Annotated in this window: 14 protein-coding genes and 4 tRNA genes; 12 read left to right on the top strand and 6 right to left on the bottom strand. The window is 69.8% G+C overall.

What is annotated here, in order from left to right:
• Positions 1 to 89 precede the first annotated feature (89 nt).
• From ligD to VF697_RS25740, 7 genes are all read left to right on the top strand, one after another.
• Complete coding sequence (gene ligD / locus VF697_RS25770) at positions 90 to 2,612, top strand: DNA ligase D (protein ID WP_331099365.1); 2,523 nt, start codon at positions 90 to 92, stop codon at positions 2,610 to 2,612.
• A 96-nt stretch (positions 2,613 to 2,708) separates the two neighbouring features.
• Positions 2,709 to 2,779 (top strand) — tRNA-Trp (locus VF697_RS25765).
• Positions 2,780 to 2,784: 5 nt separating this feature from the next.
• Positions 2,785 to 2,855 (top strand) — tRNA-Ile (locus tag VF697_RS25760).
• Between the two features lie 9 nt (positions 2,856 to 2,864).
• Positions 2,865 to 2,935, top strand: a tRNA-Val gene (locus VF697_RS25755).
• 4 nt (positions 2,936 to 2,939) lie between these two features.
• A tRNA-Ala gene (locus VF697_RS25750) sits at positions 2,940 to 3,010 on the top strand.
• A gap of 287 nt (positions 3,011 to 3,297) precedes the next feature.
• Complete coding sequence (locus VF697_RS25745) at positions 3,298 to 3,765, top strand: Wall-associated protein precursor (RefSeq protein WP_331099364.1); 468 nt, start codon at positions 3,298 to 3,300, stop codon at positions 3,763 to 3,765.
• Positions 3,755 to 4,444 carry a hypothetical protein gene (locus VF697_RS25740; protein ID WP_331099363.1) on the top strand — a complete coding sequence of 230 codons (690 nt, stop codon included), beginning with the start codon at positions 3,755 to 3,757 and terminating at the stop codon, positions 4,442 to 4,444. The genes VF697_RS25745 and VF697_RS25740 overlap by 11 nt, the downstream gene beginning before the upstream one ends.
• A gap of 18 nt (positions 4,445 to 4,462) precedes the next feature.
• Here VF697_RS25740 and VF697_RS25735 read toward each other — a convergent pair whose 3' ends face one another.
• From VF697_RS25735 to VF697_RS25710, 6 genes are all read right to left on the bottom strand, one after another.
• Positions 4,463 to 5,902, bottom strand: a complete 1,440-nt coding sequence (locus tag VF697_RS25735; protein WP_331099362.1) for a DUF92 domain-containing protein — start codon at positions 5,900 to 5,902, stop codon at positions 4,463 to 4,465.
• Positions 5,903 to 5,921: 19 nt separating this feature from the next.
• Complete coding sequence (locus tag VF697_RS25730; protein ID WP_331099361.1) at positions 5,922 to 6,911, bottom strand: 2-dehydropantoate 2-reductase; 990 nt, start codon at positions 6,909 to 6,911, stop codon at positions 5,922 to 5,924.
• The gene (locus VF697_RS25725) at positions 6,908 to 8,452 is read right to left on the bottom strand and encodes an acyl--CoA ligase (protein WP_331099360.1); all 1,545 of its coding nucleotides are present in this window, start codon (positions 8,450 to 8,452) and stop codon (positions 6,908 to 6,910) included. The genes VF697_RS25730 and VF697_RS25725 overlap by 4 nt, the downstream gene beginning before the upstream one ends.
• Before the next feature lie 50 nt (positions 8,453 to 8,502).
• Positions 8,503 to 9,291 carry a crotonase/enoyl-CoA hydratase family protein gene (locus VF697_RS25720; protein WP_331099359.1) on the bottom strand — a complete coding sequence of 263 codons (789 nt, stop codon included), beginning with the start codon at positions 9,289 to 9,291 and terminating at the stop codon, positions 8,503 to 8,505.
• A gap of 55 nt (positions 9,292 to 9,346) precedes the next feature.
• Complete coding sequence (locus VF697_RS25715; RefSeq protein ID WP_331099358.1) at positions 9,347 to 9,733, bottom strand: hypothetical protein; 387 nt, start codon at positions 9,731 to 9,733, stop codon at positions 9,347 to 9,349.
• Between the two features lie 118 nt (positions 9,734 to 9,851).
• Positions 9,852 to 10,373, bottom strand: a complete 522-nt coding sequence (locus VF697_RS25710) for a J domain-containing protein (protein ID WP_331099357.1) — start codon at positions 10,371 to 10,373, stop codon at positions 9,852 to 9,854.
• A 157-nt stretch (positions 10,374 to 10,530) separates the two neighbouring features.
• On the opposite strand from VF697_RS25710, the gene proC reads away from it, so the two are divergent.
• The 5 genes from proC (at position 10,531) to VF697_RS25685 (ending at position 14,141) form a co-directional block, all read left to right on the top strand.
• On the top strand, positions 10,531 to 11,358 hold the full coding sequence (proC, locus tag VF697_RS25705) for a pyrroline-5-carboxylate reductase (protein ID WP_331099356.1): 828 nt from the start codon (positions 10,531 to 10,533) through the stop codon (positions 11,356 to 11,358).
• A 23-nt stretch (positions 11,359 to 11,381) separates the two neighbouring features.
• Positions 11,382 to 11,909, top strand: coding sequence for a DivIVA domain-containing protein (locus VF697_RS25700; RefSeq protein ID WP_331099355.1), 528 nt, complete (start codon positions 11,382 to 11,384; stop codon positions 11,907 to 11,909).
• Between the two features lie 3 nt (positions 11,910 to 11,912).
• Positions 11,913 to 12,212, top strand: a complete 300-nt coding sequence (locus tag VF697_RS25695) for a DUF167 domain-containing protein (RefSeq protein ID WP_331099354.1) — start codon at positions 11,913 to 11,915, stop codon at positions 12,210 to 12,212.
• Positions 12,213 to 12,219: 7 nt separating this feature from the next.
• Positions 12,220 to 13,395 carry a peptidase MA family metallohydrolase gene (locus VF697_RS25690; protein ID WP_331099353.1) on the top strand — a complete coding sequence of 392 codons (1,176 nt, stop codon included), beginning with the start codon at positions 12,220 to 12,222 and terminating at the stop codon, positions 13,393 to 13,395.
• Positions 13,396 to 13,616: 221 nt separating this feature from the next.
• Positions 13,617 to 14,141 (top strand): hypothetical protein, encoded by a 525-nt coding sequence (locus VF697_RS25685; protein ID WP_331099352.1) that lies wholly within the window; start codon positions 13,617 to 13,619, stop codon positions 14,139 to 14,141.
• The last annotated feature ends 216 nt before the right edge of the window (positions 14,142 to 14,357 follow it).

Raw genomic sequence — 14,357 nt, 5'->3', positions numbered from 1 at the left:
CGTTCTCGAATGAGCACAACCGCACGCCTACGTAGGCCGCCAACATGCCAACCTGACAGGGGGGCATGGGTTTGCCGTGACGAGCGGGCGTGCAGACGTTTCAAGGCGTGAAGAAAACGACGCCCGCCACCAGGCTCCGTACGTATCGCGCCAAGCGTGACTTCTCGCGCACCCCCGAGCCGTCGCCCGAGGTCGCGGCCCCGCGCGCCGCCGGGAAGCTGCGCTTCATGATCCACAAGCATGACGCCACCCGGCTGCACTACGACGTGCGGCTGGAGATCGACGGCGTGCTCGCCAGTTGGGCCGTGCCCAAGGGCCCGAGCTTCGACCCGAGCGTGAAGCGCCTGGCGGTGGAGACCGAGGACCACCCGCTCGCCTACGCCACCTTCGAGGGTCGCATCCCGGAGGGGGCCTATGGAGCCGGCGATTCGATCGTCTGGGAGAGCGGTACCTACGAGACGGTGCCCCCGGGCCAGGAGAGCGCCCAGCGCAAGAAGGGCCATCTCACCCTCGAACTCCACGGCGAGAAGCTCAAGGGCCGCTGGCACCTGATCCGCACGAAGGCGAAGGGCAAGAAGGCGCAATGGCTCTTCTTCAAGTCCCGGGACGAGCACGCGAGCACCACCTACGACATCACCGCCGACCGGCCGGAGTCCGTGAAGACCGGCCGCAGTGAAATCCGGGGTCCCGCGCGCAAGCGCGCCACCGGGAGCAAGCCCTCGTCGCCCGAGGCCCTGCTCGAGAAGGTGTGGCCACCGATGCTCGCGCGGCTCTCCAATCCCGAGGAAGCCGCCGAGGCACCCCACGTCTTCGAGGTGAAGTACGACGGCTTCCGAGCCCTCGCCGCGCTCAACAGGGGCAAGTTGCGCTTCCAGAGCCGCAACGCGGTGGACCTCGCGCCCCGCTTCCCCGAGCTCGCCCAGGCGCTCACCCAGCTGTCCGTGCGAGATGCGGTGCTCGATGGCGAGATCGTGGCGCTCGACCCCAAGGGACGCAGCCGCTTCCAGCTCCTGCAGAACGCCCGGGGTGACACGCACGCGGAGCAGCGCTTCGTGGCCTTCGATCTGCTCTGGCTCGACGGAGAGGATCTCCGGGACCGGCCCCTGGAGCAGCGGCGGGCGCTGCTGGAGCGCGTGCTGGCTGACGTGAAGCCGCCCGTGCAGATCGCCGAGCGGATCGACCTGCCGATGCAGAAGGCGCTCGCCGAGGCACGCCGCCGGGGCTGGGAGGGACTCATCGCCAAGCGGACGGGCTCGACCTACACCGGCACGCGCTCGGACGACTGGCTCAAGCTCAAGGTGATCGCGGGCCAGGAGGTGGTGCTGCTCGGCTACCTCCCCATCACCAATGGCAAGCCACAGATCGGCGCGCTCATCGCCGGCATCCACGGCGAGGACGGCTACCACGACATCGGGAAGATCGGCACCGGCTTCACCACGAAGACGCGCACCGAGCTCAAGCGGCTGCTGGACAAGGACCGGGTGAAGGAGCCCATGGCGGTGGACGCGCGCAACCGGAAGGACGCCGTCTGGGTGAAGCCCCGCCTCGTGGCCAACGTGAACTTCACCGAGTGGACAGCCGACGGCCGTCTGCGCCACCCCGTCTTCCAGGGACTGCGCGATGACAAGCGTCCGGACGACGTGGTGCGCGAGCGTACCGCCACGCGCGTGAAGGGCGCGCGAGCCGCCGCCTCGGAGGCTCGTGGCACCCGGCGTGTGAGCCGCCCGCTCGCCGCCCGTACCGCGGCCCCCGCCACCCCGGGGGAGGGGCTGCTCACCCACCCCGACCGCGTCATCTTCCCCGCCGAGGGGCTGACCAAGGCGGACGTGTTCGCCCACTACCGCGCGGTGGCGCCCTTCCTCGTGCCGGTGCTGCACAACCGTCCCCTGGCCGTGCAGCAGTGGCCCGGAGGCATCCGCGCCCCTGGCTTCTTCCGTCACCAGCTCTCCGGCACTCCGGACTGGGTCCCCACGATTCGGGTGCAACACGAGGGCAAGGTGCTCGAGCACGTGAACGTGGAGAGCGAGGAGGTGCTGCTCTGGCTCTCCAACCAGTCGGCCCTCACGCTGCACATGTGGTCCAGCCACGCGCCGCGCCTGGACTCGCCCGACTGGGTGGCCTTCGATCTCGACCCCGGCAAGGGCGGCTGGAAGAGCGTGCTCACCATGGCGGCCGCGCTGCGCGAGCTGCTCGAGGAGCTGGGGCTCGAGAGCTTCCCCAAGACGTCCGGCAAGCGGGGCATCCACGTGCTGGTCCCCATCGCCCGGGGCCACACCTACGCGCAGACCCAGGCCTTCGCCGATGCGGTGATGGAGCGACTCGCACGCGAGCACGGGGACATCGCCACCACCGAGCGCTCCATCAGCAAGCGGGGCGGCCGGCTCTACCTCGACGCCGGTCAGAACGTGCGCGGCAAGACGATGGTGGCCCCCTACAGCCTGCGCGGCGTGGATGGCGCTCCCTTCTCCGCTCCCCTGAAGTGGAGCGAGGTGAACGGGCGGCTCGATCCCAAGCGCTTCACCCTGCGCACCCTGGCGCGCAGGCTCGACGCGGTGGGCGATCTCTTCGCGCCCGTGCTCGCGAGCAAGCAGAAGCTGCCGCGCCTCGAGTGAGCCGCGACAGCGTCCAGGCCCCGTCAGGAATTCGCGCGTCCCGCGTCAAATACCTCGTGAGGACGAGGAGCCCGGTTGCTCCTCCCTCCGAGGTATAGGCCGGTCGTTCAATGGAAGGACCGCGGTCTCCAAAACCGCTGACGGGGGTTCGATTCCCTCTCGGCCTGTAGACAGGGACGTAGCTCAAAGGAAGAGCACCTGCCTGATAAGCGGGAGACAGCAGTTCGAGTCTGCTCGTCCCTATCCACAGACACGCGAGTCGCTCAAGAGCAGAGCACCGGTCCGACATGCCGGAGATCAGGGTGCGATTCCCTGCTCGCGTACTTCGGGGTCATCGTCCAACAGGAAGATGCCGCCATCGCAAGGCGGAGATCCGGGTGCGACTCCCGGTGACTCCATTCCTCATCTCGGGCTGACCGCTGGGGCGGAGCCGGACCTTGCACGTCTGGCCTGTCGGGTTCGATTCCCGGTCGGTCCACTCCTTGCCTCACCAGGCCCAGAAGGCCGCATGGACCCCTCCTCCTTTTCGGCGAAGTCCTGCTAAAGGAGCGTGTCTGAACCCGGCTGAAGGAGGCGCCCCATACTCTCGAGCTTGCTGTTGGTGGTGCTGACGCAGGTCATTGCATGCACGCCCGGCGAGACGTCGCTGGTATGCAGCTGCAAGCAAGGCATGGTGAGCGCCTGCGTGACTCTCGTGGGGGAGGACACGCGGAAGGCCGTCCAGGTGTTGGACCAGGTTGAAGGGGGGCTGGAGGCGCTGGAGCAGGCCTCGCGGATGGCTGGGGAGGGAGACGAGAATAAGAAGAAGCAGCTCCAAGCGGCGGCGGAGTCCTTGGCCCAGTCACTAGGGTCCTCCGAGCCTCCCCACTGCAAAGGTCAGGAGCACCACCCCATCTCCCGGCGCATTGCCAGGAGTATCGCGAAACACCTCACGCTCAAGGGGCTCTACAAACCTCGGGACCCGCGCTTCGTGGCTCGGGCCAAGGATGAGCAAGCGCACTGCGGCTACCAGGAGTGGCACCGCAAGGTGGACGATGAGGTCATCGACTGGCTCGAAAGGAACACTGAGGTAACGCCCAAGGAGTTCATGGACAAACTGCGCGAGATCTACAGCCGCCCTGAGTTGAAAGCGAGGTTCCCCAATGGCTTCTGAAGCTGCTACCACCCCGCGCTTCTTCGTCCTGGAAAAGGGCGCCCTTGGGTCCCGTTACGATACCGAGGTCGAAACAGTCGACCCCGTCAATGTCGAGGATGATGCGCCTCGCTGCCCACGGTGCGGCGGCATCATCGGGCTGTTGACGTGGCTCCCCCCTTACCGGGTCGAGCTGGAGCTGTATGGGGAGGAGCTGGGGGATTTCATCAGAGGCACGGGGTATGACCGGCTCATCTCCGAGCGGTTCATGGAGGCCTTCCGAGCGGAGGGGCTTACCGGGCTGGAGGGCTTCCACCCCGTCGAAGTCCTCCGGGTGCGCTGTAAGAGCAAGAGACCTCGCCAGCCCCTCACCGTGCCCCGCTACTACGTCGTCTGGCCCTGCTTCGGCCGGGGGGCGGTGGATCCGGTGCTCAACCGCGTGCGTACTCGCAAAACCCCCACCTGCGTGGAGTGTCGCTCGGCGGGTGTCGACGCCATCCACGGCTTCGTCCTGGAGCCGGGCACCTGGGAGGGCGAGGACATCTTCCGCCCCCGGGGCATGCAGGGCGACATCGTCGTCTCCGAGCGCTTCAAGGACTTCGTCGAGCGGCACGGGCTGACGAACATGGTGCTCACCCCCACCGAGCAGTTCGTGTGGGATCCCGCCAACCTCGGACCCGCTCCCCTGCCCACGGCGTGAGCCGAGCTTCGTGAAGCCTCACCAGGCCCAGAAGGCCAGCAGGGCTCCCGCGACGGTGGCCACCACGTTGACGGTGTCGTTGCCCAACCAGGAGAAGCCTCGGTGCGACCGGGTGGACTGGCCACAGCGGTGGATTCTGCGCTCGGTCTCCCGGCCACAGGCGTCGCACCACCGCACGTCCTGCACCGTGGCGCCCAGGAGGCTGTCGACCAGCGAGCCCGCCACTCCGGCCAGGATGAGCCAGGGTACGAGCGACCACCTCGCACCCGCGAGCGCGGCCGCCAGTCCCACGAAGGCGGCGCCCGCCGTGGCCGCCAGCATCCCCACTCCCGAGACAGCACCGGACGTGCCCGGCGCCACCGGCCGCAGCGTGGTGACGAGCCTTGGGGGCGAGCGGGAGAGGACACCCAGCTCGGTGGCCCACGTATCCGCGTTGGCGGCGACCAGGGCGCCCAGCATGGCCAGGGCGTAGCGCTCATCTCCGGTAACGCCCAGCAGCACCGCCGCCAGCCCCGCCACGCCTCCGTTGGCCAGTGCCTGCCCGAAGTCTCTCGTTCCCGTCTTGGCGTACTCCTCCTCCACGCCGGCCTTCCGGGCGCGGAAGGCCTTGGAGAGCGCGCTGGAGGAGATGAAGAAGCCGAGCAGCGCCGCGGCCCCCACCGCGCCCGCCAGCCCGAAGACGGGCGTGCCGATGAGGAGGGCGCCCAGCACGCCGCTCGGGCTGAGCGAACCCCGGGCCCAGGCCGCCACGCCGATGAGGAGGGCGATTCCCGCCCCGAGGCCCAGGCCCGCGGCGTGCGCGGGCGGTACGAGGTAGAGGACGACCCCGGCGGCCAGCGGCACCCAGAGGTTGTCCCGACCCTTGGTGCCGAGCGCCTCGGCGCAGGTGGCCACCACGGCGCACAGCAGGGCCAGTGGCACCTTCGGCATGTCCGGGCCGAGGCCAGGCATCCACGTCAGCGTGGCCAGCACGGCCACGAAGGTGCCCCCCAGCATGGCCAGCGAGCCCTCCAGGCTCTTGCGCTCGCCGCCGAGCGTCTCGTACGGGTGGCGCCCGAAACGCCGGCCCACCAGTGAGGCCAGCGCATCCCCCACCGCCATGGCCATGACGCCGCCCGCCGCGGCCGCGGGCCTGTCCCACGCCAACCACACCAGCAACGAGAAGGACACCGGGAACCAGACCGTGCCCAGGTTGTCGGCCTCGGCCTCCACCGACTTCAGCAGGCGTTTGCGGTGGATGAGCCAGTTGCCCACCACCGCTGTCGCCGAAGGCACCACGGCCAGCACCGGGTTCTGGAAGAGCAGCAGTGAGCCGAAGATCCAGAAGCCCACGCTCACGTGGATGAGCTTGCGTGCGAGCTCGCGCGGCAGGCCCAGGCGCAGGGCCAGCTCACCCGCGGCCACGCAGAGCCCGATGTACCCATAGGACCAGAGGAGTGCCTGAACGTCCTGACTCATGGACCCGAGTGTACCCTGCCTACTTCGAGATCTCCGGGTAGCAGCCCGCCAGCCGGGCTCGCTCGCGCACCAGGGCCAGCACCAGCTCGCAGGAGGGCACCGGCTTCCCGACGAGGTGGCCGAACTCCACCACCGCGCCCAGCAAGGCATCGATCTCCATCGGCCGTCCCCGCTCCAGGTCCTGCAACATCGAGGTCTTGTGCGCGCCGACCTCCGCCGCCCCTTGAATCCGCTTGTCGACGTCGATGGGAAAGCGCACCCCGAGCGACTCGGCGACGGCCTGGGCCTCCACCATCATCGCGCGCGCAACCGACCGCAGGTCGTCCCTCCCCGCGAGCCGCTCGAGCGTCGAGCCCGTCAGCGCCGAGAGCGGATTGAAGGCGAGGTTGCCCCAGAGCTTGACCCAGATCTCCTCGCGGATGCGCGCCCGGATCGGTGCCTTCAAGCCCGCTCGGATCAACAGCCGCGACAGCGTCTCGATGCGGGCGCTCTTTCCGCCATCGGGTTCGCCCAGGGAGATGCGATCTCCATAGGTGTGCTCGATCACCCCGGGCTCGACCACCTCGGCCGCCGGATAGAGCACCGCGCCGATGACGCGCGACGGATCCAGGGTCCGGAAGAGCGCGCCCCCCGGATCGACGCTCTCCACCGGCCGGTCACGGTAGGGCCCGTCCAGGCCGTGGAAGTACCAGTAGGGCACGCCGTTGATGCCAGTCACGAGCGCCGTGCCGGGGCCCAGGAGCGGCAGGAGCTGTGGCGCCGCCGCCGGCAGGGAGTGCGCCTTCAGCATGACGAGGACGTAATCCTGCGGCCCCGCCTCGGCCGGATTGTCGGTGCAGAGCGGCCGGACGGTGACGCTCTCGCCGCCGCTGCGGAGTGTGACGCCCCGCTCGCGCATCGCCGCGAGGTGCGCCCCCCGCGCGATGAAGGTGACGTCGGCTCCAGCCTGGAGCAGCCGGACGCCGAAGAAAGCGCCCATCGCCCCCGCGCCGAAGATGGCCACCTTCATGACGTCAGCCCCAGCCGCTCGGCGAGACCGATGCGCTGCAGCTTGCCCGTGGCTCCCTTGGGAATCTCGGGGAGGAAGACGATCTTCCGAGGCACCTTGAAATCGGCCAGGCGGGTCGCGACGAAATCCCGAAGCTCCCGCTCCCCCGCGCTCGCGCCCTCGCGCAGCACCACGGCGGCGGCGACCTCCTCGCCGAGCTTCGGGTGTGGCATGGCGAAGGTGACCGCCTGCTGCACCGCCGGGTGGTCCATCAGCACCGTGTCGATCTCCAGCGGGCTGATCTTCTCCCCTCCTCGGTTGATGAGTTCCTTGAGCCGGCCCGTGAGTCGCAGGTAGCCCGCCTCGTCGATCACTCCCTGGTCTCCGGTGCGGAACCAGCCGTGGGTGAAGGCCCTGGCGTTGGCCTCGGGGTTGTTTTCATAGCCGGCCATGACGTTGCGGCCTCGGATGACGACCTCCCCGAGCGAGCCCGTGGGCAGCAGGTTGCCGGCCGCGTCCATGATGGCGACCTCCGGACCCGCGGCGAGGCCCACCACCCCCGCGTAACGAGGCCGTGGCGGCAGCGGGCTCGAGGCCATCTGGTGCGCCGCCTCGGTCATGCCGTAGCTCTCGATGACGGGCACCCCGAACACCCGCTCCAGCTCCTCCATGACCTGCGGCGGCAACGAGGCGGAGGAGGAACGGATGAGGCGCAGTCGCCCCGCCCGGATGACCTCGGTGTTGCGAGCGGCGCGATCGAGGATCGCCTGGTGCATGGTGGGCACCGCCGTGTACCAGCTCGGTCGGGCCTCCTCGAACCAGGAGAAGAACTTGAGCGCGTTGAAGCCGGGCGTGCAGACCACCGCGCCCCCCGCCGCGAGGCTCGCCAGCACCGCCGCGATGAGCCCGTGGATGTGGAAGAGCGGCATGATGTTGAGGCAGACATCCTCGCGCCCCAGCTCGAGCGTGCGGCCGATGTGGTAGGCGGAGGCCGTGATGTTGACGTGGCGCAGGGGCACGATCTTCGGCCGCGCGGTCGTCCCGGAGGTGTGCAGCACGAGCGCCACGTCCTCGGCCGAGGCGAAGCCATCTCGGGCCGGCGTGCCAGCGAGCGGCCGCTCGGGTCTCAAGGTGAATCCGCCAGCCGGTCCTCCCGGGTCGGGGATGAGTTCAATCACCGGAATGCCCCGCGAGGCCGCGACGGCACGGGCCGGGCTCTCCTGGCCCTCCAGGAGGACGAGCGCCCGAGCCTTCAGGTCGGTGAGATAGAACTCGAACTCCTCGGCACGGTAGGCCGGGTTGAGGGGCGCGGTGGTGGCGCCGCACGCGAGGGAGACGAAGGCCGTCGCCATCTCCGGACCGTTGGGCAGCACCAGGGCCACCCGGTCACCGAGCCCGATGCCCATTCCGTTCAATGCCGTGACGGTGCGACGGGCGAGAGTCCTCAAGCCTCCATGGGTGAGGCCGGGTCGCCCCGGCGCTCCGACCGCGAGCTCACCCTCACGCCCCTGCTCGATGAGCCCACCGACCGTGTCCGCGAGGTACATGCGCGAAGCCTCCATGCTGGAGGTTCTCCGATATGCCCTCCGGGACCACCGCGCAACCGGCCCGCTCAACGGCCCACGAAGCGAGCCTCCCGGCGTTCGATGAACGACTGGACACCCTCGCGCGCGTCCTCGCTGGCGGAGAGCTCGAGCAGCTTTGGCAGAAGGGCGCGCTGGGCGGCCTCTGGGCCCTCGGTGACTGTCTGCCGTGCCGAAGCGAGCGTGGCCATCACTCCCAAGGGGGCCTGCTTCGCCACCGTCTCCGCCAGGGCCAGGGCGCGCTCGCGCTGATGACCGCGCCCGACGACCTCCTGGACGAGCCCGATGCGATGGGCCTCCTTCGCGTCGAATTCGTCCCCGGTGAGCAGCCAGCGCATGGCGTTGCCCCAGCCAGCCACCTGCTGGAAGCGAAGCGTGGCGCCGCCGAACGGGAAGATGCCGCGCTTGATCTCGAGCTGGGCGAAGCGCGTGTCCTCCGCGGCCACGGAGATGTCCGCCGCCAGGATGAGCTCGATGCCGAGCGTGAAGCACAGGCCCTGCACCGCGACAATGAGGGGCTTCTTCCGCACCTCTCCCTGGATGGCCCACGGGTCGATGGTGCCCTCCGGGAAGAGCCGCTCGCCCCGGCTGACGACGGGCGCCACGCTGGCCAGGTCCAGCCCAGCCGAGAAGTGGTCACCCTCGGCGAAGACGACCATGCAGCGCACGTCGGAGTTCCGGTCCGCCTCGGTCATCGCCGCGGCGAAGGCGCGGAGCATCGTGACGTCGAAGGCGTTGCGCTTGTCGGGGCGGTTGATGCCGATGAGGGCGAGATGCCCGCGAAGCTCGAGGGTGATGCGGGGATCGGTCGGATTCATGGCGGCTCCCAGGGACACGAGGTGCCGCCATCTTCTCCCGGCCAGCGCCCTCGGGCTATTCGGGCACGAGCTGTACGTTCACCACGCGCGGCTCATAGCCACAACCGCAGCAGCCGGTACGCTCCACAGCAGCCACCTGCTCCACGAGGTGGACCGAGCGGTACCCGGGCGCCTGGATATCCAGCTCGTAGCGGCCCGGCCCGTTCTGGGAGGGGTTGCAACTGACGACGTTCCCGTCCGCAGAGCACGAGCCCTGCCCCGCCCCCAGCACCACCTCGGGCACGGGTTTTCCGGAAGCACCGCTCACGCGCAGCGAGAGCGCGGGAGCACAGGGGCCGCACAGCACGGCGGCGCAGTCCGCCTCTTCCATCCAGGGCAGGCCACAAGCCGAGAGCGAGAGGACGAACAGCGTGGTGCGCAAGAGCGTCAGGGAACGGTTCATGGCGCATGGAGCCAGCAACGCATGTGCCACGCCCTCCCCTCTCGGAAGCACCCCGAGGAGGGCCTCACGAGCCCCTCGGAAATCCGAGCCGGTGGGGAAAGTCCGAGGGGGTACGTGCCTACCGGCCGCGGGCCGGCAGCACCGTGGCCGCGCGCACCGGCGCCGTGCCCGACTCCAGCGCCTCAATCCGCTTGCGCTGGCGGTGGCGCAGGATCTTCTCGTAGGCCACGTTCAGCTCGCGCATCTTCGCCTCCGAGCCTCCCCGGTCCGGGTGCCGCTCCAGCGCCAGCTCGCGGAAGCGCGCGCGGATGACGTCGGGCGGATCCATCGGCGACACGCCCATGATCCGGTACGGATCCTGGTCATCGAGCGCCGCCAGCCACTGGTCCAGCCGATCCTTCACCGCGATGAAGCGCTCGTCCGCCTCCGTCTTCTCCTTCACCGGGTGCGTGCGCATCTTCGCGTCCGCGCGCAGCACATCCGAGTAGGTGCTCGACACCCAACGATGGCACGAGCCGCAGCGGAAGTACTTCACCCGGGCGCCCGCACTGCCGGTCATCCGCACACCACAGTGGGTGCACTCGACCTCGACGTTCTCCAGGGTCCGCCAGTTCCAGCTCGTCGCAACCGCCGCGCTCATGGGTGTGAGACCTCTCCGCTCGTTCGCTACAACCCTGTAGCGGGTGTCAAGGTCCCACGATCCGATCTCCCGTCAAGAAATTGGCAATCGGACGGTACTCGCCACATGCCCCCACACGGTCCGTCCGGACGCCCCGGTTTCACGGTAGACCGGGGGGATGCTCGAACGGACGATTGCCTTCCTCGGCGCCGGCAACATGGCCGAGGCGCTCATCAAGGGCCTGCTGCGGGCCGGCACCGCCAAGCCCGAATCCCTCATCGCCACCGGCCGGCGCGCGGACCGCCTGGAGACGCTCCGGAGCACTTACGGGGTGCGCACCACCCTGGACAACCTCGCCGCCGTGCGCGAGGCGGACGTGGTGGTGCTCTCCGTCAAGCCGCAGGCCCTGGACAAGGTGCTCGTCCAGGTGGCGCCCGTGGTGGATCCGCACAAGCTCATCATCTCCGTGGCGGCCGGCGTGCCCATCGCGGCCATGGAGCGACGCTTCGGGGCGGGGGCGCGCATCATCCGCACCATGCCCAACACCCCCTCCCTGGTGGGCGCGGGCGCCTGTGCGCTGGCTCGCGGCGAGCACGCCAGCGACGAGGACCTCACGGTGGCCACCCGCATCTTCCAGTCCGTGGGCACCACCACCGTGGTGGACGAGAACCTCCTGGACGCCGTCACCGGCCTGTCCGGCAGCGGCCCCGCCTACATCTTCCTCATCATCGAGGCCCTCTCGGACGCGGGGGTGAAGGTGGGACTGCCCCGCTACACCGCCCTCAAGCTGGCCGCCCAGACGGTGTTGGGCAGCGCACAGCTCCTCATCGAGACGGGCGCCCACCCCGGCCAGCTCAAGGACCAGGTGACGAGCCCCGGGGGCACCGCCATCGCTGGCTTGCATACCCTGGAGGCAGGCGGGCTGCGCACCACCCTCATCAACGCCGTGGAGGCCGCCACGCGCCGCGCCAAGGAGCTCGGGGAGCAGTTCCTGGAGAAGTCCTAGAGCTGGCCTATACTGGGGGCGTCATGAAAATCACCCCTCTCGACATCCGGCAGAAGCGCTTCGAGACGGCCCTGCGCGGCTTCTCGAAGCGTGAGGTCGAAGCCTTCCTGGAGCTCATCGCCGGTGAGTTCGAGGAGGTGGTCAAGGAGAACATCTCCCTGAAGGAGGAGCTCAAGCGCACCCAGCTGCGGCTGGAGCAGCACCTCGAGCGCGAGCGCACCCTCCAGGAGACGATGGTCACCGCCCAGCGCATCAGCGAGGACATGAAGGCCGCCGCCAAGAAGGAGGCGGAGATCATCCTCGCGGACGCCGAGCACCAGGCGGAGAAGATCGTCCACGGCGCCCACCAGCGGCTGGTGCAGGTGGTGGAGGACATCAACGAGCTGAAGCGCCAGCGCGCCCAGTTCGAGTCCCAGGTGAAGTCCGTGGTGGAGGCGCACCAGAAGCTGCTGGAGACGTTCAGCGGCCGCACCTTCGCCGACAAGGACTACGCGCGCGTGGAGGACAACGTGGCGTACCTCACGCAGAAGAAGGCCCAGAGCGGCGAGTAGCCCGTGGCCGTCCCCTGGCTCAAGGAAGTCCCCGGCGCGGTGGAGTTCTCCGTGCTGGTGCAGCCCCGCGCCTCTCGCACCCGCGTGGTGGGCGAGCACGACGGCCTGCTGAAGATCCAGCTCGCCGCCCCGCCCGTGGAGGGCGAGGCCAACGCCGCCCTGCTCGAGTTCCTCGCCAGGCGCCTGGGAGTACCTCGGCGACAGGTGTCGCTGGTGTCGGGTGACACCTCGCGTCGTAAACGGGTGCGAGTCGAGGGACTTGGCGCGGCGGCGGCCGAGGCTGTTATGTCTGGGGGCACGTGAGGCTCTCATGCGCCACCTGCTGTTGCTCCTGACGTTGCTGCTCTCACCCCTCGTCGGGGCACAGGAAGGGCACCTCGGCCCCACCCCGGAGGCCGGCCATGCCAACGGCGGCGTGGAGCCGGCGATGGTGCCCCTGCCCCGGCCGGCGCTGGTGGTGGGCGAGCTGTCCACGCCGCGCTTCCGCATCCTCTACACCGCCAAGGCCGAGGGCTCCGCGCGCCAGCTCGCCGGCACCATCGAGTCCGTGCGCAACAGCTTCGTGGGCGTGCTGGGGCGGGACTGGCCGGGCGTGACGGAGCTGCGCGTGGGCGTGGGCCGCCAGGAGTTCGAGGCCCTGGCGCTGCCCGGCGGCGCGCCCCCGGGCTGGGCGGTGGCGCTCGCCTACCCCATGCACCGGATCGTCCTGCTCAACGCGCTGACGATGGCCGGCCCCGAGGGCCAGGTGACGCTGCGCCACGAGCTGGCCCACGTGGCGCTGGGGCAGCTCGGCAAGAAGTGGCCGCGCTGGTTCCAGGAGGGCCTGGCGCAGAACCTCACGGGCGAGAACTTCTCGATGACGCACTACGCGGCCCTCTTCAACGCGGTGACGCAGGAGAAGGTGTTCCGCTTCGAGCACCTGCACGACGCCTGGCCGGACCTGCCCTCGGACGTGCAGCTCGCCTATGCGCAGAGCGCGGCCTTCGTGGCGTGGCTGTCGGCGAAGCACGGGCCGGCGGGCATGGGCCGGCTGGTGGACGAGGTGGCCACGGGTCAGCCCTTCGAGCAGGCCTTCGGCAAGGCCTTCCATTCCTCGCTGTGGGTGGAGGAGCTGGAGTGGCGCGAGGGGCTGGCGGCGCGCTACGGCTGGCTGCCGCTGACGACGAGCACCTCGCTGCTGTGGCTCGGGGCCACGGGGCTGGTGGTGGCCGCGTACGTGCGGCGGCGGCAGCAGAAGGCCGTGAAGCTGGCGGAGATGGAGGAGCAGGATGCCGCCGAGGAGGCCGCCATGCGCGCGGCCTTCGAGGCGGAGATCGCCCAGCAGCAGCAGGAGCTGCTCGTCCCGCCCCTGCCCCAGCCGGTGGACGCCACGGACGTGACGGACACGGCCTCCGCCGACTGGCCCGAGGCACCCGCCGCCCGGGGCGCGGAGCACGAGGAGGACGAGGAAGGTTCGCCTCGTCCGACCAAGCCGACCCTGCACTGAGGAGGCGAGCCGCGGCCCGGTGGGAAAAGACGTTCCCACCCACGCGCCCACGGCACCCACTCGGGAACCCGCGATCTCCCTTTTCGCAAAATCTACAGCCCGTCCAGGGGTTTGCGCGCGGGGGGGTCGCGCCAAACGACTGATTTTACTGTCGATCCGCCGTCCGTGGGCGCTGGCAACTGCTTTGCTTAAGAGGACGCCACGAGAGCGGAGGACGGTGAATGGCGGAGCGAGCGCGGCGGGCAGCGGGGGTGGCGAGGGTGTTCGAGGGGCAGCCCGAGCGGCTCGCGGCGGCATGGCGCCGGGTGCGCTACGCCGAGACGAAGAAGAATGGCACCCCGCCCCGCAACCAGTTGGACGGCGTGGTGGAGGCCTTCATCCGCGAGGTGGGTCGCAACATCGAGGGCAAGGAGGGCAGCCCCTGGAGTCGGACGCGGGCGGTGCTGAGGCTGGCGCCCAAGCGCGGGGTGCGCGCGCTGCACGAGGAGTTCTCCTCGCTGCGCCGCTGCCTGGTGGATGCCGTGGAGGCGCTCGGCGGAGGTGACGCGGAGCGGGCGGTGGTGAACCGCGCGGTGGACGAGGCGGTGGACTCGGCGGTGGCGCTGCTGGAGCGCCTGGCCAACCCGCTCGCGCCCAAGCCGCGGGTGCCCTTCGCGGGCGTGGTGGTTCAACTTTTCGAGCGGTCGTCGGGGTCGGTGCGGGTGCGGCCCACGGTGGAGGACGAAGGCCGCGTGGCGGTTCATTGAGTTGAGGGGGGTTGCCGACCCGTCTGGCTTGATGCCTCCAGTCATGGGAGGCGTCCGAGGGCCTGGCGGTTGAAGGGGGCGCGCTGACGGGATGGGGGTCCCGAGGCGCGAAAAGGGGGCGTGCTCCCGCCCGGGGGGGCGGTGAGCGCGCAAGGAGTGACCGCTGGAAGCCGCGTGGATGGGGGTCCACGCGCCTTGTCGGCTGGACGGGTCGGC

Origin of the sequence: Archangium sp. (assembly GCF_036388035.1) — a bacterium.
GTDB lineage: Bacteria > Myxococcota > Myxococcia > Myxococcales > Myxococcaceae > Archangium.
Note: the sequence above shows the minus strand (reverse complement) of the source record. Positions and strands in the feature narration are given on the sequence as shown.

Bases quoted from the DNA above. Each gene is read 5' to 3' on its own strand.
- VF697_RS25740 (WP_331099363.1), top strand. From the start codon at position 3,755: ATGGCTTCTGAAGCTGCTACCACCCCGCGCTTCTTCGTCCTGGAAAAG.
- VF697_RS25730 (WP_331099361.1), bottom strand. From the start codon at position 6,911: ATGAAGGTGGCCATCTTCGGCGCGGGGGCGATGGGCGCTTTCTTCGGC.
- VF697_RS25685 (WP_331099352.1), top strand. From the start codon at position 13,617: ATGGCGGAGCGAGCGCGGCGGGCAGCGGGGGTGGCGAGGGTGTTCGAG.
- VF697_RS25735 (WP_331099362.1), bottom strand. From the start codon at position 5,902: ATGAGTCAGGACGTTCAGGCACTCCTCTGGTCCTATGGGTACATCGGG.
- proC (WP_331099356.1), top strand. From the start codon at position 10,531: ATGCTCGAACGGACGATTGCCTTCCTCGGCGCCGGCAACATGGCCGAG.
- VF697_RS25715 (WP_331099358.1), bottom strand. From the start codon at position 9,733: ATGAACCGTTCCCTGACGCTCTTGCGCACCACGCTGTTCGTCCTCTCG.
- VF697_RS25720 (WP_331099359.1), bottom strand. From the start codon at position 9,291: ATGAATCCGACCGATCCCCGCATCACCCTCGAGCTTCGCGGGCATCTC.
- VF697_RS25710 (WP_331099357.1), bottom strand. From the start codon at position 10,373: ATGAGCGCGGCGGTTGCGACGAGCTGGAACTGGCGGACCCTGGAGAAC.
- VF697_RS25700 (WP_331099355.1), top strand. From the start codon at position 11,382: ATGAAAATCACCCCTCTCGACATCCGGCAGAAGCGCTTCGAGACGGCC.
- VF697_RS25725 (WP_331099360.1), bottom strand. From the start codon at position 8,452: ATGGAGGCTTCGCGCATGTACCTCGCGGACACGGTCGGTGGGCTCATC.
- VF697_RS25690 (WP_331099353.1), top strand. From the start codon at position 12,220: ATGCGCCACCTGCTGTTGCTCCTGACGTTGCTGCTCTCACCCCTCGTC.